Raw genomic sequence first — 21,132 nt, 5'->3', positions numbered from 1 at the left:
ATGTTTACAGTTGAATTACTTGTCTTCTTTTACTTCTTCAAACTCAGCGTCAACTACATTATCTTTCTTCGCGCCAGCGTCTTGTGCACCTTGCGCACCTTCTGCTTGACCAGCAGCAGCTTGAGCTTGCTCGTATAATTTAACAGTTAACTGTTGTACGATTTCTTGTAAAGCATCTTTTTTCGCACGAATTTCTTCAAGCTCGTTTTTCTCAATTGCAGCTTGTAATGCTTCTTTTGCTTCTGTTGCTTTTGCAACTTCAGCTGCATCTACTTTACCTTCTAAATCTTTTACAACTTTGTCTGTTTGGAATACAAGTTGGTCAGCTTCGTTACGAAGTTCAACTTCTTCCTTACGTTTTTGGTCAGCGTCAGCATTTGCTTCCGCTTCTTGTACCATACGTTCTACTTCTTCATCAGAAAGACCTGAAGAAGATTGGATTGTAATAGCTTGCTCTTTGCTTGTTCCTAAGTCTTTCGCACGTACGTTAACGATACCGTTCGCATCAATATCGAATGTTACTTCGATTTGTGGAATACCACGTGGTGCTGGTGGAAGGTCAGTTAATTGGAAACGACCTAACGTTTTGTTGTCAGCTGACATTGGACGCTCACCTTGTAATACGTGAATGTCTACTGCTGGTTGATTATCAGCAGCTGTTGAGAATACTTGTGACTTACTTGTTGGAATTGTAGTGTTACGCTCGATTAATTTCGTGAACACGCCACCCATAGTTTCAATACCTAAAGAAAGTGGAGTTACGTCTAATAATAGAACGCCTTCTACATCACCAGTAAGTACGCCACCTTGAACTGCAGCACCTAATGCTACAACTTCATCAGGGTTTACACCTTTATATGGCTCTTTACCAGTTTCACGTTTAATAGCTTCTTGTACAGCTGGGATACGAGTAGATCCACCAACAAGAATAACTTTATCTAATTCGCTTGGAGCAAAACCAGCGTCTTTTAATGCACGACGAGTTGGCTCTAATGTTCTTTCAACAAGACCTGCTGAAAGCTCTTCGAATTTCGCTCTTGTTAACGTTAATTCTAAGTGTAATGGACCAGCAGCTCCAGCACTAATGAATGGTAATGAAATTTGAGTTTGTGTTACACCAGAAAGATCTTTTTTCGCTTTTTCAGCTGCATCTTTCAAGCGTTGAAGCGCCATTTTATCTTGGCTTAAATCAATGTTATTTTCTTTTTTGAACTCAGCTACTAAGTGATCGATGATAACTTGGTCAAAGTCATCGCCACCAAGACGGTTGTCACCAGCAGTTGAAATAACTTCGAATGTGCCGTCTGCTAACTCAAGGATAGATACGTCAAATGTACCGCCACCTAAGTCATATACTAAGATTTTTTGTTCTTCATCTTGTTTTTCTAAACCGTAAGCAAGTGCTGCTGCTGTTGGCTCGTTAATGATACGCTCAACTTCTAAACCAGCGATACGACCAGCATCTTTCGTTGCTTGACGCTCTGCATCGTTGAAGTATGCAGGTACTGTAATAACAGCTTTCGTTACTGTTTCACCTAAGTATGCTTCAGCAGAAGCTTTTAAGTTTTGTAAAATGATTGCAGAAATTTCTTGAGGTGTATAATCTTTACCTTCAACTTCTACTTTGTAGTCTGTACCCATATGACGTTTAACAGACATGATTGTATTTGGGTTTGTAATTGCTTGGCGCTTTGCAACTTCCCCAACTTGACGTTCTTCATTTTTGAAAGCTACAACAGAAGGTGTTGTACGATTTCCTTCTGGATTTGGGATAACCTTTGGTTCTCCACCTTCCATAACAGCTACACAAGAGTTTGTTGTACCTAAGTCAATACCGATAATTTTACTCATGGCGAATCCTCCTAGTTTTATGTAAATTATTGATTTACTTTTACCATTGATGGGCGAATCACACGGTCTTTTAGTTTATAACCTTTTTGGAATTCTTCTACAACCGCGTTTGATTCAAATTCACTATCTTCCACTTGCATAATAGCTTGGTGTTCATTAGGATCAAACTGTTTACCAACAGCTTCAATCACTTCCACACCTTCTTTATTCAGTGCTTCTAACAATTGACGATGCACCATTTCCATACCTTGTAACAAGGATTTCGTTTGCTCATCAGTCGCTTCCACTTGCATCGCTCTTTCAAAATTATCAAGAGCTGGCAAGATGTCTGAAACTAGACTTTGTGCTCTATATTTTTCAGCAGCCTGTTTATCCATTTGGACACGGCGCTTATAATTTTCAAAATCAGCTTGTAGACGTAATGTGCGACCTTCCGTTTCCGTTAGTTTCGCTTGTAACTCATCTACTTTTTCTTGTAAAAGAGCAGCCTCACTTTTTTCTTCTACAGTTTCTTCACTGTTTTCTGGCGTGACAGCTTCTTCAACTTGCGCTTCTTTTACTTCTTCTACCACTTGTTCGTTACGCTCTTCCACAATATTCACCTCCTTAAAAGGTATTAGGTATCATGCATAGCATGATTACCTAAGGATTATATATTACACACAGCAATGAAAATTTCATCACTTGAGCGAATGTATTACTCTCATTTACTTTTTAAGCCCATCAGTAAATTGTCTCGTAAATAACTGTAACAAACTAATTACACGAGAATATTGCATTCTCGTAGGACCTAAAATAGCAATTGTTCCAAGTTGCTCTTCGCCGATCGAATATGTTGCAGAAATTAAACTACAATCCTCCATAGCCGTCGAAGAATTTTCCCTACCAATTTTCACTTGAATCCCGACTTGTTTATGACGCAAAATGTCATAAAATTCGGCTTCATTATCAATCATGGTAAGTAAAGATCTAACCTTTTGAATGTCATGGAACTCTGGCTGCGAAAGCATATTTGCTTTTCCTCCAAAGTATATCTTTTCCGATAACGGAACTTGAAATGTACCATCCAACATTTTTATTGCACTATCGTAATTATGAACATACCCACGTAAAACTGTAACAATCTCTTTAAAGATTTTATTATGAAGTTCTTCCATCGGTACGCCAGATAGCTTTTCATTTAAAATATTAACCATTTTTTCTAAATCTGATAAATCAACAGATTCCGGAACGGTAATCGTTTTACTTTGTACATGCCCTGTATCAGTTACAATAATAGCGACTGCAGTTTGACGATCAAGCGGCACAATTTGTACATTTTTAAGTTTATTTGTACTTAACTTCGGTCCAAGAACAATGGCCGTATAATTCGTAAGTTCTGATAAAATTTGAGCAGATTGCTGTGCAATTTTTTCCGCTTCAAAAATTCTTTCGGCAAATAAATCTTTAATTTGTACAATTTCAGCGTTTGGTAAGTTTTGCGGCGCTAAAAGATGGTCTACATAAAATCGGTAGCCTTTCTCAGAAGGAACACGTCCAGAAGAACTGTGCGTTTTTTCAATAAAACCTAATTCTTCTAAGTCCGCCATTTCATTTCGAATAGTAGCTGAACTAAATGTAATTTCATCTTTTTTAGCCAACGTTCTAGACCCAACGGGCTGCGCTGATCCAATAAAGTCATCAATAATTGTTTGTAAAATTAAGAGCTGACGTTCCGTAAGCATCTCATCATCACCTCTGTTAGCACTCTTTGTCTTTGAGTGCTAAATCTATTAATAACTTACCAAAATTGACATTCAATTGTCAACGGAAACGTCACGAAATAATGAAAATTTTTCACACCTATGGAACATTTAATTAGTCAATCAAAAATGATTGGAATACTTCATTCCCTAATAATTTTCCTTTTCGCGTTAAACGTACATGTCCATCTTCCTCTTCAAGCAATCCCTGCTCTTGATTGCTTTGTAACTGCTTCGCGAAAACTTGATCCATCTCCACATTAAATTTATTGCGGAACGACGTTTTAGAAACACCTTTTGTTTTTCGAAGCCCTAAGAACAGTTCTTCTTCCATTCTTTCTTTCTCCGTCACTTTGTGAACATCTAAATACGGAAATCTTGTTTCATCAATTTTATTAAAATATTGCTTCAGGGGACCTACATTTTGAATACGTTCCCCGTTCACATAACTATGAGCTCCAGCTCCAAATCCATAATACTCTTCATTATTCCAGTATGTGAGATTATGTCTACTTTTATTGTCACCTTTTGAGAAATTACTAATTTCATACTGGTTATAACCGTGTTTCTCCATTTCATCCATTACTATTTCATACATTTTCGCTTCATGGTCTTCACCCGGAAGACGCAATTTCCCTTTGTTCATTAAGTTATAAAACACTGTTTTTGGTTCCACAATTAATGAATATGCCGAGAAATGTTGTACACCAAGCATAAAAGCAATATCTAATGTTTCTTTTACATCTTCTATCGTCTGTCCTGGCAAAGCATAAATAATATCTACATTAATATTTTTAAAGCCTACTTCCTGTGCTTCTCGAATCGCTAGGAATGCATCTTCCCTCGTATGCTTGCGCCCAATTTTCTCAAGCAGTTCATCACGGAACGTTTGCACACCAAAACTAATTCGATTCACTCCACCTTCTAGCAGTACATTCAACTTCTCTTTCGGTAGATCTCCTGGATTCGCTTCAAATGTTAATTCACAATTCGGGGCGAACGGACGCAAATGACGATTAATAATCTCGAGTAATTTTTTTGTCTGCTCCATATTTAACGCTGTCGGAGTTCCCCCGCCCACAAAAATCGTTTTCATACTATCAAACGGAACTTTTTGAACCGTATTTATTATTTCCTTCTCTAGATAATCTAAATATTGATCAACCGGTTGGCGTTCAATAAACACTTTATTAAAATCACAATAGTGACAAATGTGCTGACAAAACGGAATATGAATATATGCAGCTTGTACCAAATATAACTCCTACCTTTCTAAAAAGAAAACCTCCGCACTCCGGAGGGTTCTCTACTTCTCTAACGTATTACGAATTTGTTCCATTCGCATTTTTCCCCAATCATACATCATTTCAACGATCGGTAAAAGTGACATGCCTAGTTCCGTCATATAATACTCAACGCGAGGAGGAATTTCGGGATATACTGTCCGATCAACAATCCCATCTTCCATTAACTCTTTTAATTGGTTCGACAAAACTTTATGAGAAATGCTTGGGAATAACCGTTGTAATTCACTGAAACGATGCGGCCCTTCCACACCAAGATGCCACAGTATCACAACTTTCCACTTTCCACTAATAATAGAAAGCGTCAATTCCTTTTCACAATTAAAATTACCATTTTGTATTTTATCTTGAATATCTTTTCGAATATTTTCGGACATTAACAGTCTCCTAACTCTATATGAACTAAAAAGCTCTCTCATTATTGTAAATGAGAGCTGCTCAGATGTCTAAAAAGTAATTATACAGAAAAAAGAAGCCGCACAAACGACTTCTTTTTTATTTCAAATATTAGTTGTCATCCATTTTCAGTACAGCCATGAATGCCTCTTGTGGTACTTCTACAGAACCAACAGACTTCATACGTTTTTTACCTTCTTTTTGCTTATCAAGAAGTTTACGCTTACGAGAAATGTCACCGCCGTAACATTTTGCAAGTACGTTTTTACGCATCGCTTTAATTGTAGAACGTGCTACAACTTTATTTCCGATAGTCGCTTGAATTGGCACTTCGAACTGTTGTCTCGGAATTAATTCTTTTAATTTCTCTACGATTACTTTACCACGGTCATACGCTGAATCACGGTGTACGATAAATGATAAAGCATCCACTTGTTCATTATTTAAAAGAATATCCATTTTCACAAGTTTAGATGGTTTATAGCCAATTAACTCGTAGTCAAATGATGCATACCCTTTCGTATTTGATTTCAATTGATCGAAGAAGTCATATACGATTTCTGATAACGGGATTTCATATGTTAATGTAACACGCGTTTCATCTAAATATTGCATATCAATAAACGTTCCACGTTTACCTTGGCAAATCTCCATTACAGCTCCAACATAGTCATTCGGAACCATAATTGAAGCCTTCACAAACGGCTCTTCTACACGATCGATAGACTGTGGATCTGGCATATTAGATGGGTTATCAACTATAACATCTTCACCGTTAGTTAAATAAACTTTATAAATAACGCTTGGCGCTGTTGTAATTAAGTCAATCTTAAATTCACGTTCAATACGTTCTTGAATGATTTCCATGTGAAGAAGTCCTAAGAAACCACAACGGAAACCAAATCCTAGCGCTTGAGATGTTTCTGGTTCAAACTCAAGAGCAGAATCGTTTAACTCTAATTTTTCTAATGCATCACGTAAATCGTTATAACGAGCAGAGTCAATTGGATACAGACCACAGAATACCATCGGGTTTAACTTACGGTAACCTGCTAACGGCTCTGCAGCTGGACGTTTCGCATGTGTAATCGTATCACCAACGCGTGTGTCACCAACATTTTTAATCGATGCTGCTAAGAAACCTACATCACCTACTGTTAACTCGTCACGTTGTGTAGTTTTCGGTGTAAATACACCTACTTCTGTTACTTCAAATTCCTTACCCGTTGCCATCATACGTACTTTATCGCCAACTTTTACTGTTCCATTTACAACACGGATATAAGCAATTACACCGCGGTACGGATCATATAAAGAGTCGAAAATCATACATTGTAACGGCTCTTCTGAATCACCCGCCGGAGCTGGTACTTTTTCAACAATTTGCTCTAAAATTTCTTCAATACCAATTCCAGCTTTCGCAGAAGCAAGTACCGCTTCTGATGCATCTAAACCAATTACGTCTTCCACCTCTTGACGTACACGTTCCGGATCCGCACTTGGTAAGTCGATTTTATTAATAACTGGTAAAATTTCTAAATTATTATCAAGCGCTAAGTATACGTTTGCTAACGTTTGCGCTTCAATACCTTGCGCTGCATCTACTACAAGAATCGCGCCTTCACAAGCCGCTAAACTACGTGATACTTCGTACGTAAAGTCGACGTGTCCTGGTGTATCAATTAAATGAAGAATATACTCTTCACCATCTTTTGCTTTATAGTTTAATTGTACTGCGTTTAATTTGATTGTAATACCACGCTCACGCTCTAAATCCATAGAGTCAAGCAACTGAGCTTTCATTTCGCGTTGTGTTAACGCGTTTGTTTTCTCTAAAATACGGTCTGCTAACGTTGATTTTCCGTGGTCAATATGAGCAATAATAGAGAAATTACGAATTTTGGACTGTCTTTTTGCTCTTTCTTCTTTATTCATCTATGTTCTCAACTCCTAATAGTCTCGCCAATATACACTAGCACTGATTATATCAATAGAGCAACAAAGATTCAATGAAAACTCGTGCTGCTTACGATACAAATCATTCTATCTATATCTTATGCGAATAAACCATAAGAGACAAACCCTTTTCAAATTTTAAAACGGCTGTCTTACAAATCAGTAAAACAACCTTCTCCCATGTTACTCTTAGCTAAAAATTTCTTTTATTTTCCCAACAACTATATCCGTTCCGAACTTCGTCATTTCATAAGCTACACTTGCTACAGCCATCCCAATTCCTTCTACAACATTAAAACTTCTTAAACGTTCTAATTGTTGTTGTTTTTCTGAGGCCGAAAACGAGCTACCCAAAATTTCTGATTCAGCACCTGTACTTTCTGTCCCTGTCATATGAGCGATTTGTTCATATGACAATTGCTGATAGCCTTTCATACTTTTCAAACCATGATTAGCAAGTGCCACTCCTGCTATCATCATAAGTAAACATAAAGCTACACTACATATACACAAAAGCGTAAAGCGACTCAAACGATAATCATCTGTTCCCCTCAATGTGTATATGCTCCCGTATTATCTTGATCAATTTGATGATGCAGCGCCGCATTTAAACCACTCGCTATTACATTCGCCATATCCTCAATAAAAGTATCTACTTCTTTTGGGGTTACCATTAAATTATGACCAAGAGGAGATAGCACCTCATAAATCAGCCTTCTTTTTTCTTCTTCTTCTAACGTACCAACAGCACCTAAAAACATATTTCTGCTCTTTTCATCCGGCATATCTTCTTCTGTTAATTTTTTCTTTTCTCCAAATGAAAATCCCGCTGGTAACAAAGATCGTGAAGGTTTATTTCCTTCTTTCATCTCCCGGCCAAAATGTTTCAAAATAAAATCAATCGTATCACTTGTAATCGAAACAGCATCGACCACAGTCGGAACACCAATTGCGATAACAGGGATACCTAATGTTTCTTTACTTAGTTCTTTACGTTTATTCCCAACCCCCGATCCGGGATGAATTCCAGTATCAGAAATTTGTATCGTGCTATTTACTCGTTCAATAGAACGGGCAGCTAATGCGTCAATCGCAATTACAAAGTCCGGGTTCGTCTTCTCAATAATCCCATAAATAACATCGCTCGTTTCGATCCCTGTAATCCCCATTACCCCCGGCCGAATTGCACTAACAGGCCTAAACCCTTCTTCTACACTTTCAGGCTGTAATTGAAACAAATGTCTCGTTACTAATACATTTTCTACAACTATCGGTCCAAGAGCATCTGGTGTTACATTCCAATTCCCAAGACCTACAATTAAACAGCTTGCTTCTTTTGTAACGCCAATCTCTTCTAAGAAATAAGAAAATTCTTTTGCAAAAATACGCTCCACTTTTTGTTGAAGTTCTGTATCTTGCTGACGTATACCTTGAACTTCAAGCGTTAAATAATTTCCAGGCTTTTTACCCATCGCTTCAGAGGCAGCCTCATCAATTGTTACTTTTGTAATTATAGTACCTTCTTCTTCCCTCTCTTTTACAATAACTCCCTGTATCCCTTTTTGTTCTTCTTGGCTTTCTTGCAACATTTGATGAGCTTCTACAGCTAGGTCAGTTCTAATGCTATATTTACTTAAATCTAATGGTTCTTTCATCGTATCTCCTCCGTAATTCATAGTAAATATCGTTAGATTTCCCAAAGTTATATAAGGTCATTCTTTCCTTTACGTGAAATTTCATGGATATACTATTGCAATTCTCTTCACCGTTTGATAGAATATCACTTGTTCTATGTAAGAATCGAGTCATTCGATTGCACCAGGGAGGTGAAAAGTATGGCAAACATCAAATCTGCTATCAAACGCGCTAAACTTAGCGAAGAGCGTCGTGCACATAACGCTTCTATCAAGTCTGACATGCGTTCTGCTGTTAAAACTGTAGAAGCTTTAGTTACTAATAACGATCTTGAAAATGCTAAAGAAGCTTTCAAAACTGCTTCTAAAAAACTTGACAAAGCAGCTCGCAAAGGTCTTATCCACCAGAACGCTGCAGCTCGTCAAAAATCTCGCTTAGCGAAACAAGTAAACGCGTAAGGCGTTTAAAAAACGATCCATTTGGATCGTTTTTTTATATACAAAAAAGTTCATATACTTAGTACATGAACTTTTTTGTGTCATCACATATGATTTAATCGCATTAAGAAAAACTCGAGCACAAGCTTCTTATCCATCTTTCCCGTCTTCATACTATAATCAGCTTCCGCTAATTCTATAATCACTTTTTTTAATTCTTCAAAAGAGAAAAACTTCGTTTGATTCATTGCCAACTTTACACGATACGGATGTACACCAATATGAGATGCAATTTGATTTTGGCCATAACCACGTTGCTGTAGCTCTTTCACTTGATACAACAAGCGGAATTGACTCACTAATAACGCAAGCAATTTAATCGGTTCTTCCTGCTGCGTAAATAATCCATCCAAAATTTGCATTGCACCTGCAATATCTTTTTTCACCACTTTTTCTGTCAAAGCAAATACATTTTGCTCAACTGATTTTGGCACAAGCTCTGCAACAAGTTTCGTCGTAATCTCTCCGCCCATACCAACGTATAACGTTAACTTGTCCATTTCCTTCGCCAACATTGTTACATTACTCCCCACAAGCTCTAGCAACAAACTAACAGCCGCGTTATCAATATGCACATGTACTTCATCTGCACGAGCAACAATCCACTTCTGAACATCCTGCACTTGCATCGCATTTGCTTCTACTACATCTGCTGTTTTCTTTAATAGTTTTGTAATTTTTTTTCGCTCATCAAGTTTTTCGTAAGGCGCAACAAAAACAAGAATAGAAAATGGGGAAGGTTCACCAATGTATTCTTCTAAAATTTTTATATTTTGCTCTAACTTTTCTTTTTGCGAAGTCAAAAATAGCGGTGACTTTATTAACAGTACTTTCCGTTCTCCGAAGAAAGGAAGCGTACGCGCATCCTCAACCACATCTTCTAAATACGCTTCTTCTAAATCATATGTCACAACATTAAACTCTCGATCTTCTTCTTCAAGTGCTTCTGTCGTAATAAGCTTTATCGTTTCATTTATAAAAAAAGCTTCCGTTCCATATAGTAAATATAACGGAGCAAACTGTTTCTTTTTAATTTTTTTATGTATATCACTCATACTTTTTCCTACTCCCTAACTTGGCAATATATATTTATACTAATGCCCTAGCTTTTGTTTTACAAGTACAAAGGAACAGGCTTTATAACCCGTCCCTTTATTTATATTAAACGCCACGCAATAAGCCCCGGGTTTCTTATTGGTGTGCGGTAATCACCTTCCCTTTATTATTCACAATAAAAATTTGAGTATAAGTGCCAACTGTTAACATGCTTGGAAACGAAAAACTCACATTACTTCATGATTTAAAAGTAACAAAAAAGCTCGTTTTCTCTTCATATGGAAATTGTAGATTTTTTTCTGACAATATTTTATACTAAAGTGGAATGTTGGGGAGGGATTCTAAATGAATGATTTTGAACAAAACGTTCAAAGTAAACGCAATGACGCTATTGATTCAGGGGTAGGATTTATCGTCTCATTTGGTTTTTTCGCAACACTTTTCATCATTGCAACTGTTATTAAATTTATCGGTTCTTAAAGACTGCCACTTCATGGCAGTCTTCTCTTTTTCATCTATTATGTGTTTTATCATATGTGATTTTACTTTTAAAGGTTCCATTTTTCCCTTTAAAAACATAGGAAATAGCACCTTGCTCGTCCGTGCGCCATATCGCACTCCCCATCTTCTCAAAACGCTCTATCACTTCTTTATGCGGGTGTCCATACCTATTCTGCTTACCAACAGATATAATCGCTACACGAGGCTGTATGACGTTCAAAAAAGGCTCTATAGATGACGTATTACTCCCATGATGAGCAACTTTTAAAACATCTACTCGTAAATTTGGATATGCCTCTACTAAAATCTTCTCCCCGTCTTCTTCCAAATCGCCTGTAAATAGCCACTTCAGCCCTCCAAATTTTGCCCATATTACAATTGAAGCGTTATTTTCGCTTTTTTCTTTTCCTTTTGGAGCTAAAACGAAAAATTCTGCTTCATTTACACTCCAATTCTCCCCTTCCCCCACTTCAGTTATTTTCATTTCCTTTTCTAATGCCTGTTTCTTTACTACTTTTTCTAATACTGCATCTTTTCCCTTCCGGCCAAATACCACTTCTTTTACAGGTATATATGATAATAATTCTTGCGCAGCACCTATATGATCTGCATCTCCATGCGTTACGATTAATTTATCAATTGTTTTAATACCTTCTTTTTGTAAATAGGGTATTAAAATATCATTCCCAACAGAAAATTCATGCTTTTTTTGCTGCCATTCTTCCTTATTCACACGAAGCGTTCCACCTGTATCAATAAGATAAATTCCTTTATCATACGGAAGGCGAATTAATATTGCATCACCTTGTCCAACATCAATAAATGTTACACTTCCGCTTCCTCTAAAATATGGATATACATAATGACATGTGCTAATAAAAAGAAATACACTGGCAACTATACAAACTATTTTTTTCGGCGCTCTCCTTTCCCAAACCATCAATATACTGACAATACTCGCGCAATATACAGCTACAAGATTGAAGGGCGTTTTCCCGAAAATAAGCTGGGTAAATGGTAAACTTTCACAATAACTCAGAAAATCATTAGACATACTCAAGCCTATTGATAATATATCCGCAAATTCTTTTGCGAGAAACGGGACAATTGGCATACACAGTAAAATAATAATGCTACATGGTAATACAATGATAGATAAAAACGGAACGTATAAGAGATTGAGGAGAATGCTATATGGAGAAAAATAACCAAAGTGATATAACAAAATCGGAGTACTAACGAGCTGTGAAATGATAGAAATATAAATAGAATTTCGGATTACTCCGTTGCTACTCCCTAACAATAACGGAGCAGACAAAAGTAAAGCGAAGCTACCTACAAAAGAAAACTGAAATCCAATATTAAAAACAAGATAAGGGTCATATATAAGCATACATATAGCTGTTACACTTAAAGCATCTAAACTAGATAAACGAATCGAGCACATAAAAGCAATCAACATCAAAACTCCTGTTATAGAAGCTCTTATAACAGAGGGTGACGCCCCTGCTAAAACCATATACAAAGGAATACAAACGATAAGGCAAATTGTTGCTACCTCCCTTGTCACACCGCTTCTTAGCAAAATAAAATATACTATCACCATTAACAATACAATGTGCGAACCTGAAATTGCTAACAAATGTACAAGACCAAATTGTTGATATTGCTCTTCCACTTCAAACGTCATTTGTTGTCTATCACCAAATAGTAATGCATTCATAAAAGCACCTGATTGCTCTGGAAACATTTCTGTAACTTTCGAGATTGCTTGTTGCCTCAAAAGAAGAATCCATTGCGTGAGCGATAGTGATGTTTTATAGCATTCAGAAATATATGTAGCCTCAAATGTGAAATAAATATGTTGTTTGTATAAATAATCACGGTAATTAAAACCATGAAAATTCCGAGCTGTTTCCGGTTCTTTCCTCTCACCCTCGAATACACATGATATCCCTATGTATAATTGTTGCATTTTTTTCTTTTCCAAGGCTGATTTGATTCTATAACTTAACTGCACTATATTTTTATTCTGATCTTCAAATTGAAAAGATAGGCGATCCCCATTAACAAGCGGTGTATTTTGTATAACCCCTCTTGTAACTCCATAGGACTCCCCTAGAGGCTTATTTCACGTTTGAACATAGGAAGTGTATATAGCGCTACTAAAGCACGCTACAATACAAAAAATGAAGGTTTTACGCGAAGTGCGATATAAACAGAAGAAAACATTTAAAAAGAGGCAAAAAACTATCAATAAAAGTGACGAGGAAAAGGCAATTGCAACCCCTATTATAAACGAGATTGCAACATACCCCCATTGTTCCTGCAACTTATACTCACTCCTTATAGCATCATTTTTGCTTTCGTGAATACATGCTGTAATTCTTCCATTGATAAATTATCTTTTTCTAAAGGCGCAAATAATTCTTTTAACTCCTTATAACGTTTTTGCTCCTCTAATGCAGCAATATCATATTCTAGCGGAACGTGCTTCACTGTTACATTCGCTTGTTCGAATAATTCTATGGCGTATGGATGATTTTTATAATCCTGCGCATAATAAACCGCTGTAATACCACTTTGAATAATTGCCTTACAACATTGTAAACAAGGGAAATGCGTAACGTAAATTTCTGCTTCCTCTGTTTTCGCACCAAACTTGGCACATTGTAATAAAGCATTCATTTCGGCATGAATTGTCCGAACACAATGATTATCGATTACGTAACAACCATCATCTATACAATGTACACCACCTTTAATTGAACCATTATATCCACCCGCAATAATTCGTTTATCGCGAACGATTGTTGCTCCTACCGCAAGCCTTGTACATGTACTACGTAACGATAGTAGATGGCTTTGCGTCATAAAATATTGATCCCATGAAATTCGTTCCATATTTTCACCTACTTTTTTGTCTACTTGTAGTGTAGCGAAAGAAGAAAAACTTCGTCAATCTTTTACGGAATAATAATTTGATCTTTTATCTTTTCAAGAGATTTCGCACCAATCCCATCAATCTCTAATAAATCTTCTATTTTCTGAAACGGACCATGCTCTTCTCGATATTTCAAAATACTTTCTGCCTTTCTAGAGCCAATCCCTGTAATTTTTTCTAATTGCTCTTTCGCCGCTGTATTTATTCGAATCTTGCCATCTTCCTTAGAAGAAGTAAGCATCCCTTGTTCTGACTCATTTTTACTCGGTATATAAAGAAGCATTTGATCTTGTACAATTTGTGCTAAATTCACTTTTTTCATATCTACCTCTGATAAAAAACCACCAGCCTTTTGAACCGCATCCTTTACGCGATCTCCTTCCTCCATTTCATATACCCCTTCTTTATTAACCGCTCCTTTCACATCAATTATAATTGTTCTTTTCTGTTCCTTTGTATCCGACATTTTCGGTTTACTCTTTTTTTCTATATCCTTCTCTTGTACATTCATTGTAATAGGCGTTCGTTCTACACTCTGATTCGTTTTCCAAAAAACAAGAAAAAGTAAAGTTCCAATAATAGCTACTAAACCTAACCACTTTTTCGGAAAATCCCACATCATTTTACACCTCTAATCATAAATTTATAACATCATTCATATTGTTTAGGAGAAAGCTGTTACGAAGGAGGGATGAAACTTTGAACATAGGAATTATAGGGACAGGAAACATGGGGAATATACTAATCGATGCATTTTTAGAAACCCGTGCTGCCAAACCTTCGTGCCTTACAATCATTAATCGGACGCCTGCCAAAGCATATCATATAAAAGAAAAATACCCTTCTGTTCATATAGCAAAAACTATCCCGGAAATAATCGAACAATCACAACTGATCTTTATTTGTGTTAAGCCGATAGATATATACCCTATCCTAAAAAAATACACTGAACATTTTTCTGATGACACGTGCTTAGTTTCTATTACAAGTCCAATATCTCCATCACAATTAGAGACTCTCGTACCTTGCCACGTCGCGCGTATCATTCCAAGTATCACAAATCGCGCGCTCTCTGGCGCCTCACTATTTACATTTGGAGATAATTGCTCTGAAGAATGGCAACAAAAACTACTTCGTCTATTCAAAAATATTTCGACACCTCTTGTAATAGAAGAAGATATAACGCGCGTTTCATCTGATATAGCAAGTTGCGGTCCTGCTTTCTTTAGTTATTTACTACAATGCTTCATTAACGCTGCTGTAGATAAAACAAATATTACACACGAAGAGGCTACTACTTTAGTAAGTGAAATGGTCGTGGGGATGGGGAAATTACTTGAAAAAGAAATCTTCACATTACCTACCTTACAAGAAAAGGTTTGCGTGAAAGGCGGCGTTACTGGGGAAGGCATCCGGGTTTTAGAAGAACACGTTGGAGATATGTTCCATAAGTTAATTGAGCGAACACATGAAAAATTTGATGAAGATTTAGAATGCGTTGATCAGCAATTCAATAAACACACATAATAAATACGTCATTTTCATTCCAAATCCTTTTTATAAATACTTACTTTTTTACAATACATTTTCACTTCAACTACTATTCCCACACTTTACGCATACAATCTTCAGATTATGCTAGAACTAAAAATACATCTTCTTTATAAAACAAAAGCAACCTTCTCGGTTGCTTTTGTTTTATCCGTTTTTCTTCGCCATGAAGAAAATACGCTCTGTTTGTTCTGTAACTTCAAGTCGCTCAAAATCACCTGTTACACGAAGCACTGTAAAACCTGCTTCTTCAAGCCATTTCGTTAACTCTTCCACTTGATATGCACGTTGCACGTGACATTCGTCAAACCGATGGTACACATCTTCTTCCGGATCTTGAACAAAGAATGTTAAATCATGCTCTACACTATTTGATTCTTCACCAGGGAAGCAATTCCAAATAAGAGATATTTCTTCTCCATTTACTGTATACGTTTCATTTTGAAATACATGATGTATTTTATATAAAGAATGTACATCAAATAAAAACAAACCACCTTGACGTAAATGGTGAGATACTCTTCTAAATGTTTCTTGTACTCCATCTTCTTGCAATACATAATTTAATGAATCACAAAAGATGGTTACACAATCAAACTCACCTGGAACATCAAGCTCGCGCATATCTTGTTGATAAAAAGGAATAAAGTATCCCTCTCCTCCTAGTTTTTGCTGAGCGACTGTTAACATTTCTTCTGAAAGATCGACACCTATTAAATCGTAACCCTTTTGCACAAGCGGAAGGGTTACATTACCCGTACCGCATGCTACATCAAGAATTTTTACCTCTTTCATATCTGCCTGCTGTAAACTTTCCTCTGTAAATTCCACCCATTTATCATAAGGGACATCATTCATTAGTTCGTCGTACAACAATGCAAATTGTTCGTATTTCATTGGCCTAACTCTTCTGTAATATCTTCACGTGGCACGTCGCCCCATAGACGCTCTAAATTATAGTGATTACGCTCATCTTTATGGAATACATGAGCAACTACATCTCCAAGATCAACTAATACCCAACGTGCTTCGTCAAATCCTTCCATACGTTGTACGTCGATTTGGAACTCATGTGCTTTTGATTTAATTTCACGTGCAATTGCTTGCACTTGTTTATCTGAATTACCGTGACAAATAATGAAATAATCTGCAATTGGTGAAATACCTTGCATATTTAGGACAACCATATCTTCTGCTCTCTTATCATCAGCTGCTTTTGCCGCTAATACTAATAAATCTTTATCGTTCATTTACTCATTTCCTCCTTGATAACTGCATTGTATGTTTGGAATGTTAATGGATAAATCGTCTGATCTTTTTCCATTAAAAATTGAATTGTTCTCTTTAACGCAAATAATAAAGCTTGATTTATATCCGTATATGCGAGTTTACGAGCCTCTTCCACTCCTGGAAACTTTCGCCCCGGTTCAATGTAATCAGCTACATAAATCACTTTATCTAACATCGTCATGTTCTCATGACCACTTGTATGATATGTAATAGCTTGCAAAATTTCAGAATCCGTAATGCCTACTTCTTTTTCTACTAAGTATGCCCCAACAGGTGCATGCCATAACTCTTTGTTATAGCAAAGTAAATCTTTCGGCAAATCTTCACGTTTAATAATCTCTTCCATCTCTGAAATTGCTCTACATTTCGCATAATCATGGAATATAGCTGCCATCTCTGCTTTTTTCTCGTCCACACCGTATAACTTAGCAAGCTCAATCGCTGTCTCCATTACACCAATTGTGTGTATATAACGTTTTTCATGCATTTGTTGTTTGACAATATGCAGTGCATTCTCACGATTCATACAACCCATTCCTCTCGATATATACCTGCACTTTTTCAGGAAGTAAATATTTACATGTTTTTTTCTCCTTATATCTCTCACGTAATAAGGATGAAGAAACTGCAAATTCCGGAATTTCCACTGTAGTAATCTTATATGGTGTATGCAATGTATACCCAGGTCTTGCAACTCCAACAAACGTTACAAGATTAAGTAAAGCTTCAATGTTATACCACTTCGGTAAATACTCAACCATATCCCCACCAATAATAAAGTGAAACTGCACATCCGGATACTTCTTCGTCAATTGTAACATAGTGTCATACGTATAAGATGGGCCCTTCCTACTTAGCTCTTCTAAACAAATAGAAAAGTGTTCTTCTGCATCAGTCGCGAGCTCTAACATATGTAAACGACTTTCCACACTTGTAATATTCCGCCCTTGTTTATGTGGCGGAATCTGGTTTGGCAAGAACCATACTTCTTCCAAGTTCAAAGCGTGATATACTTCATTTGCAATTAGCAAATGTCCATAGTGAGGCGGATCAAATGTACCGCCAATGATGCCAATTTTTCTCAAAAGAAACGCCCCTTCCTTTTACATACAGCAACTCTCCTCGGTTAGGAATGAAGAGAGTTGCTATTAATAAAAGTTCAATTGGTTTCGCTCTGTACATCATTACGCATCAGCAATAAAAATAGCGCATGCTAGTCTTTTTATCGAGGAAGCTTAATTTGTTTATTTTCTCTTGATTCTTTGTATAAAACGATTGTGCTTCCAATTACTTGAACGATTTCAGCACGTGCACCTTTTGCAAGTTCTTCTGCAACCTCACGGCGATCGAATTCACAGTTCTGTAGCACACTTACTTTAAATAGCTCACGAGCTTCTAAAGTATCTGCGATTTGTTTAATCATATTTTCATTTACTCCGCCTTTTCCTAATTGAAAAATTGGTGTTAAATGATGTGCTTGTGCACGTAAAAATCTTTTTTGTTTTCCTGTTAACATATATGTTAGCCTCCAAGCTTTCTTATAACTAATTGTTTCATTCGTTCGATATTTGGCGCGCGGCCTGTCCACATTTCAAACGCAAGTGCACCTTGATAAACAAACATATCAATACCATTTTGAATGATTGCACCTTGCTCTTTCGCCTCGCATAAAATTTTCGTTTCAAATGGGTTATAAATTATATCTGATACAATCGTCCCTTTTTTTAACGAAGAAATTTGTAACGGCGTATGTTCAACGCGTGGATGCATACCTATCGTTGTCGTCTGAATGATAATATCATAATTCCCTTGCTCTTCTGTTGCTTTTTCTAAAGATAAAGGAACAGAATGAACAGTAGCCGTACATGCAGCAATAAGTTCTTTCGCCTTATCTACTGTACGATTGGCTACATCAATCTCTTTCACACCTACATCGGCAAGAGAAAAATAAATCGCTCGACTAGCACCACCTGCGCCAAGCAATAAAATACGTTTCTCTTGAAGTGGTTCACTACTAACGGACTGCAATGCTCGGACAAAACCAATTCCATCTGTATTGTAGCCAATCAACTTTCCACCCTTATGAACCACTGTATTTACCGCACCAATTTGTTTTGCTAGCGGGTCAATCTCATCCAAATAATCCATAATCGCAACTTTGTGCGGAGTTGTTACATTAAATCCTGAAATACCTAATGCTTTTAAACCTCTTACTGCTTCCCCTAGCTCTTCCTCTTTAACAAGAAAGGCATGATAATGGGCATCCATATTCAAGTGTTCAAATGCATCGTTATGCATAACGGGTGATAGTGAATGTCCAATTGGATTTCCGATTACACCATATAATTGTTTCATAAATCCCTCTCCATATTAAATTAAAGATTTACGCAATGAAACACTTACTCCTTTTGGTACGTGTGCAACAATTTTTGCTCCCGGTTCGTTCACAGTAACCCATCCTAATCCAGAGAATACAACATCCGTTTTTGGTTCACGAATATTAAACTCGTATTTCACTAGCTCTGGCATATTTTCTAATTCTTCTGGTGTTGGCGGGCTTAGTAAATCTCCAGCATGATTTTTATATAATTCATCTGCTTTCTCAAGCTTTGTACGATGGATTGTTAAACGATTCGAGAAGTGACAAGTAAATGCACGACGACCGCCACTTACATAATCAAAACGTGCCAGTCCACTAAAGAACAATGTTTGTTCTTCATTTAATTGGAACACCATCGGCTTAATTTCTTTTGTTGGTGTAATAAGCTTTAAGCTTTGTTTTCCAACATAGTGAGCCATTTGATGGTGGTTAATAATACCTGGCGTATCATATAAAGAAGATTCTTCATCTAACGGGATATCAATTAAATCAAGTGTTGTTCCTGGGAAATGAGATGTTGTAATTACATTTTCAGTCTCATCACTAAATTCTTTAATCATACGATTAATAAATGTCGATTTCCCTACATTCGTACATCCAACAACATAAACATCTTTGCCGCCGCGATAATACTCAATAGCATCTGCTAGTTCAGCAATTCCTTGTCCCTTCGCTGCACTAATTAAAAAGACATCTTCTGGTTTTAATCCTAGCTGCTTTGCACTATAGCGCATCCAATGCTTTACTTTATCATGTTTTACTGACTTTGGAATTAAATCAGCTTTATTTCCAACAAGTAATACTTTATTATTCCCTACGAAACGATGTAAGCCAGGTAACCAGCTACCATTAAAATCAAAAATATCTACAATCTTGACTACTAATGCATCTGATTTTCCAATTCCATTTAAAATGCGTAGGAAGTCATCATCTGTTAACGATACATCTTGAATTTCATTATAATGTTTCAAACGAAAACAGCGTTGGCAAATGACTTGTTCTTTTTCTAAAGATGAGGCAGGAGCATACCCCACTTCGTTTTTATTTTCTGTTTGAATTTCTACACCGCAACCAATACATTTAATTGTTTCAGTCAAACTTTATTCCTCCCAGTTAATTAAACCTTTTTTCTTCATATTTTTCATAATTCTTCGTTCGATTTTTCGATTAAAGCGCGTTACTAATCCGTCCGTTTGTGCCACCGGTACAACTAAAATTGTATGAAGGCCTACTCGGTTTCCACCAAGCACGTCAGTCAGTAACTGATCTCCAATTACTACAACTTCATCTGGCTGCAAACGCATCTCTTGTATCGCACGCTTAAATGCGCGAACAAATGGTTTACGTGCACTATGAATAAATGGAATACCTAATGGATCAGCAAAATCTTTCACACGTTGCTCATTATTATTTGAAACGACCGTTACTTGGATGCCTTGCTCTTTCATCTCCAAGAACCATTTTTCAAGTTGCGGCGTTGCATTAGGACGATCCCATTCAATTAAAGTGTTATCTAAGTCAGTAATAACGCCTTTAATCCCACGTTTTTTTAAATCTTCTGGTTGAACATGATATACATTTTTTACATATTCATTTGGTAAAAATAGTTTCAATTTCTTTCACCTCTTTGAGGATTTTTCATAAAATTTTTCGACAACATTTTTCGATATATAACCTGTGGATAAAATTGTACACATTTTCCACATTAATTTTTCAGTTAATTTGGAATTTACTAACAAACTATACACACTTTATCCACCTAGGTATGTGGATAACCACTCGTTTGTGGCTGTCATATTTTTTTGGTACATTAAATGCATCAACGAATCAATCCTTATATTATTAGGAGGTGACTCACCTTGAAAACAAAACATATGGAACAGTTATCCACTGAGTTACTCACTGAGTCTTATTATAAAGCAAAAGAACTAAAATTAAATCCCGACTTCATTTTACTTATAAAACAAGAAATCATTAGACGCTCATTAGAGGACAAGCTTGTCAAATCATCTTGATTACATATAGAGTG

The 21,132-nt window shown here is 36.6% G+C and carries 23 protein-coding genes and 1 pseudogene; 4 read left to right on the top strand and 20 right to left on the bottom strand.

Features of this window, described 5'->3' with window-relative positions:
* Nucleotides 1-15 precede the first annotated feature (15 nt).
* From dnaK to gpr, 8 genes are all read right to left on the bottom strand, one after another.
* Nucleotides 16-1,851, bottom strand: a complete 1,836-nt coding sequence (gene dnaK, locus CGQ22_RS03035; RefSeq protein WP_000034700.1) for a chaperone protein DnaK — start codon at nt 1,849-1,851, stop codon at nt 16-18.
* Between the two features lie 26 nt (nt 1,852-1,877).
* The gene (grpE, locus tag CGQ22_RS03030; protein ID WP_000392710.1) at nt 1,878-2,444 is read right to left on the bottom strand and encodes a nucleotide exchange factor GrpE; all 567 of its coding nucleotides are present in this window, start codon (nt 2,442-2,444) and stop codon (nt 1,878-1,880) included.
* Nucleotides 2,445-2,558: 114 nt separating this feature from the next.
* A complete protein-coding gene (hrcA, locus tag CGQ22_RS03025) occupies nt 2,559-3,575 on the bottom strand; it encodes a heat-inducible transcriptional repressor HrcA (protein WP_000954941.1) in 1,017 nt (338 codons plus the stop codon).
* Nucleotides 3,576-3,708: 133 nt separating this feature from the next.
* Nucleotides 3,709-4,848, bottom strand: coding sequence for a radical SAM family heme chaperone HemW (hemW, locus tag CGQ22_RS03020; protein ID WP_000249430.1), 1,140 nt, complete (start codon nt 4,846-4,848; stop codon nt 3,709-3,711).
* Nucleotides 4,849-4,899: 51 nt separating this feature from the next.
* Nucleotides 4,900-5,274 carry a winged helix-turn-helix transcriptional regulator gene (locus CGQ22_RS03015; protein ID WP_001293539.1) on the bottom strand — a complete coding sequence of 125 codons (375 nt, stop codon included), beginning with the start codon at nt 5,272-5,274 and terminating at the stop codon, nt 4,900-4,902.
* Between the two features lie 130 nt (nt 5,275-5,404).
* Nucleotides 5,405-7,228: an elongation factor 4 gene (gene lepA, locus CGQ22_RS03010; protein WP_001030949.1), complete on the bottom strand. Its 1,824-nt coding sequence runs from the start codon at nt 7,226-7,228 to the stop codon at nt 5,405-5,407.
* 210 nt (nt 7,229-7,438) lie between these two features.
* Nucleotides 7,439-7,804, bottom strand: a complete 366-nt coding sequence (locus CGQ22_RS03005; RefSeq protein ID WP_001215036.1) for a YqxA family protein — start codon at nt 7,802-7,804, stop codon at nt 7,439-7,441.
* Entirely contained in the window at nt 7,801-8,904 is a 1,104-nt protein-coding gene (gene gpr / locus CGQ22_RS03000; protein ID WP_061884582.1) for a GPR endopeptidase, read from the bottom strand. Before gpr ends, CGQ22_RS03005 begins: the two co-directional genes overlap by 4 nt.
* Before the next feature lie 180 nt (nt 8,905-9,084).
* Here gpr and rpsT point away from each other — a divergent pair, with 180 nt between their 5' ends.
* Nucleotides 9,085-9,342 carry a 30S ribosomal protein S20 gene (gene rpsT / locus CGQ22_RS02995; RefSeq protein WP_001274011.1) on the top strand — a complete coding sequence of 86 codons (258 nt, stop codon included), beginning with the start codon at nt 9,085-9,087 and terminating at the stop codon, nt 9,340-9,342.
* An 83-nt stretch (nt 9,343-9,425) separates the two neighbouring features.
* On the opposite strand, the gene holA is transcribed toward rpsT, so the two are convergent.
* Nucleotides 9,426-10,436, bottom strand: a complete 1,011-nt coding sequence (holA, locus tag CGQ22_RS02990) for a DNA polymerase III subunit delta (RefSeq protein WP_001279923.1) — start codon at nt 10,434-10,436, stop codon at nt 9,426-9,428.
* 346 nt (nt 10,437-10,782) lie between these two features.
* Here holA and CGQ22_RS02985 point away from each other — a divergent pair, with 346 nt between their 5' ends.
* Nucleotides 10,783-10,917 carry a YqzM family protein gene (locus tag CGQ22_RS02985; protein WP_000997609.1) on the top strand — a complete coding sequence of 45 codons (135 nt, stop codon included), beginning with the start codon at nt 10,783-10,785 and terminating at the stop codon, nt 10,915-10,917.
* Between the two features lie 31 nt (nt 10,918-10,948).
* Here the strand turns inward: CGQ22_RS02985 and CGQ22_RS02980 are convergent.
* The 3 genes and pseudogenes from CGQ22_RS02980 to CGQ22_RS02970 all read right to left on the bottom strand — a co-directional run bounded on the left by CGQ22_RS02980 (nt 10,949) and on the right by CGQ22_RS02970 (nt 14,504).
* Nucleotides 10,949-13,270 (bottom strand): annotated as a pseudogene (locus CGQ22_RS02980) (DNA internalization-related competence protein ComEC/Rec2).
* Between the two features lie 14 nt (nt 13,271-13,284).
* Nucleotides 13,285-13,842, bottom strand: a complete 558-nt coding sequence (locus CGQ22_RS02975; RefSeq protein WP_000439771.1) for a ComE operon protein 2 — start codon at nt 13,840-13,842, stop codon at nt 13,285-13,287.
* 62 nt (nt 13,843-13,904) lie between these two features.
* On the bottom strand, nt 13,905-14,504 hold the full coding sequence (locus CGQ22_RS02970; protein WP_000989933.1) for a helix-hairpin-helix domain-containing protein: 600 nt from the start codon (nt 14,502-14,504) through the stop codon (nt 13,905-13,907).
* Between the two features lie 77 nt (nt 14,505-14,581).
* Here CGQ22_RS02970 and comER point away from each other — a divergent pair, with 77 nt between their 5' ends.
* Complete coding sequence (gene comER, locus CGQ22_RS02965; RefSeq protein WP_001020536.1) at nt 14,582-15,409, top strand: late competence protein ComER; 828 nt, start codon at nt 14,582-14,584, stop codon at nt 15,407-15,409.
* Nucleotides 15,410-15,580: 171 nt separating this feature from the next.
* Here the strand turns inward: comER and CGQ22_RS02960 are convergent, their stop codons facing one another.
* The 8 genes from CGQ22_RS02960 to CGQ22_RS02925 form a co-directional block, all read right to left on the bottom strand.
* Nucleotides 15,581-16,330 (bottom strand): class I SAM-dependent methyltransferase, encoded by a 750-nt coding sequence (locus CGQ22_RS02960; protein WP_000873073.1) that lies wholly within the window; start codon nt 16,328-16,330, stop codon nt 15,581-15,583.
* Nucleotides 16,327-16,683, bottom strand: coding sequence for a ribosome silencing factor (rsfS, locus tag CGQ22_RS02955; RefSeq protein WP_000998173.1), 357 nt, complete (start codon nt 16,681-16,683; stop codon nt 16,327-16,329). The genes CGQ22_RS02960 and rsfS overlap by 4 nt, the downstream gene beginning before the upstream one ends.
* Nucleotides 16,680-17,249: a bis(5'-nucleosyl)-tetraphosphatase (symmetrical) YqeK gene (gene yqeK, locus CGQ22_RS02950; protein WP_001078477.1), complete on the bottom strand. Its 570-nt coding sequence runs from the start codon at nt 17,247-17,249 to the stop codon at nt 16,680-16,682. Before yqeK ends, rsfS begins: the two co-directional genes overlap by 4 nt.
* Complete coding sequence (gene nadD, locus CGQ22_RS02945; RefSeq protein WP_001226043.1) at nt 17,239-17,808, bottom strand: nicotinate-nucleotide adenylyltransferase; 570 nt, start codon at nt 17,806-17,808, stop codon at nt 17,239-17,241. Before nadD ends, yqeK begins: the two co-directional genes overlap by 11 nt.
* A gap of 137 nt (nt 17,809-17,945) precedes the next feature.
* Nucleotides 17,946-18,239, bottom strand: a complete 294-nt coding sequence (yhbY, locus tag CGQ22_RS02940; protein ID WP_089148279.1) for a ribosome assembly RNA-binding protein YhbY — start codon at nt 18,237-18,239, stop codon at nt 17,946-17,948.
* Between the two features lie 5 nt (nt 18,240-18,244).
* A complete protein-coding gene (gene aroE, locus CGQ22_RS02935; RefSeq protein ID WP_000812084.1) occupies nt 18,245-19,078 on the bottom strand; it encodes a shikimate dehydrogenase in 834 nt (277 codons plus the stop codon).
* A gap of 15 nt (nt 19,079-19,093) precedes the next feature.
* Nucleotides 19,094-20,200 (bottom strand): ribosome biogenesis GTPase YqeH, encoded by a 1,107-nt coding sequence (gene yqeH / locus CGQ22_RS02930; RefSeq protein WP_000140800.1) that lies wholly within the window; start codon nt 20,198-20,200, stop codon nt 19,094-19,096.
* 3 nt (nt 20,201-20,203) lie between these two features.
* The gene (locus CGQ22_RS02925) at nt 20,204-20,716 is read right to left on the bottom strand and encodes a YqeG family HAD IIIA-type phosphatase (protein WP_000765314.1); all 513 of its coding nucleotides are present in this window, start codon (nt 20,714-20,716) and stop codon (nt 20,204-20,206) included.
* A gap of 246 nt (nt 20,717-20,962) precedes the next feature.
* On the opposite strand from CGQ22_RS02925, the gene sda reads away from it, so the two are divergent.
* On the top strand, nt 20,963-21,118 hold the full coding sequence (sda, locus tag CGQ22_RS02920; RefSeq protein WP_000850094.1) for a sporulation histidine kinase inhibitor Sda: 156 nt from the start codon (nt 20,963-20,965) through the stop codon (nt 21,116-21,118).
* The last annotated feature ends 14 nt before the right edge of the window (nt 21,119-21,132 follow it).

The organism is Bacillus sp. M13(2017) (genome assembly GCF_002218325.1).
In the GTDB taxonomy this organism is placed as follows: Bacteria; Bacillota; Bacilli; order Bacillales; family Bacillaceae_G; genus Bacillus_A; species Bacillus_A thuringiensis_K.
Note: the sequence above shows the minus strand (reverse complement) of the source record. Positions and strands in the feature narration are given on the sequence as shown.

What these genes read in the sequence shown, in the direction of transcription:
- yhbY (WP_089148279.1), bottom strand. Translation starts at nt 18,239, where the DNA reads ATGTTAACAGGAAAACAAAAAAGATTTTTACGTGCACAAGCACATCAT.
- aroE (WP_000812084.1), bottom strand. Translation starts at nt 19,078, where the DNA reads ATGAAACAATTATATGGTGTAATCGGAAATCCAATTGGACATTCACTA.
- CGQ22_RS02960 (WP_000873073.1), bottom strand. Translation starts at nt 16,330, where the DNA reads ATGAAATACGAACAATTTGCATTGTTGTACGACGAACTAATGAATGAT.
- gpr (WP_061884582.1), bottom strand. Translation starts at nt 8,904, where the DNA reads ATGAAAGAACCATTAGATTTAAGTAAATATAGCATTAGAACTGACCTA.
- CGQ22_RS02970 (WP_000989933.1), bottom strand. Translation starts at nt 14,504, where the DNA reads ATGATGTGGGATTTTCCGAAAAAGTGGTTAGGTTTAGTAGCTATTATT.
- rsfS (WP_000998173.1), bottom strand. Translation starts at nt 16,683, where the DNA reads ATGAACGATAAAGATTTATTAGTATTAGCGGCAAAAGCAGCTGATGAT.
- CGQ22_RS03015 (WP_001293539.1), bottom strand. Translation starts at nt 5,274, where the DNA reads ATGTCCGAAAATATTCGAAAAGATATTCAAGATAAAATACAAAATGGT.
- yqeK (WP_001078477.1), bottom strand. Translation starts at nt 17,249, where the DNA reads ATGAATCGTGAGAATGCACTGCATATTGTCAAACAACAAATGCATGAA.
- CGQ22_RS02975 (WP_000439771.1), bottom strand. Translation starts at nt 13,842, where the DNA reads ATGGAACGAATTTCATGGGATCAATATTTTATGACGCAAAGCCATCTA.
- CGQ22_RS02985 (WP_000997609.1), top strand. Translation starts at nt 10,783, where the DNA reads ATGAATGATTTTGAACAAAACGTTCAAAGTAAACGCAATGACGCTATT.
- holA (WP_001279923.1), bottom strand. Translation starts at nt 10,436, where the DNA reads ATGAGTGATATACATAAAAAAATTAAAAAGAAACAGTTTGCTCCGTTA.
- hrcA (WP_000954941.1), bottom strand. Translation starts at nt 3,575, where the DNA reads ATGCTTACGGAACGTCAGCTCTTAATTTTACAAACAATTATTGATGAC.
- dnaK (WP_000034700.1), bottom strand. Translation starts at nt 1,851, where the DNA reads ATGAGTAAAATTATCGGTATTGACTTAGGTACAACAAACTCTTGTGTA.
- lepA (WP_001030949.1), bottom strand. Translation starts at nt 7,228, where the DNA reads ATGAATAAAGAAGAAAGAGCAAAAAGACAGTCCAAAATTCGTAATTTC.
- rpsT (WP_001274011.1), top strand. Translation starts at nt 9,085, where the DNA reads ATGGCAAACATCAAATCTGCTATCAAACGCGCTAAACTTAGCGAAGAG.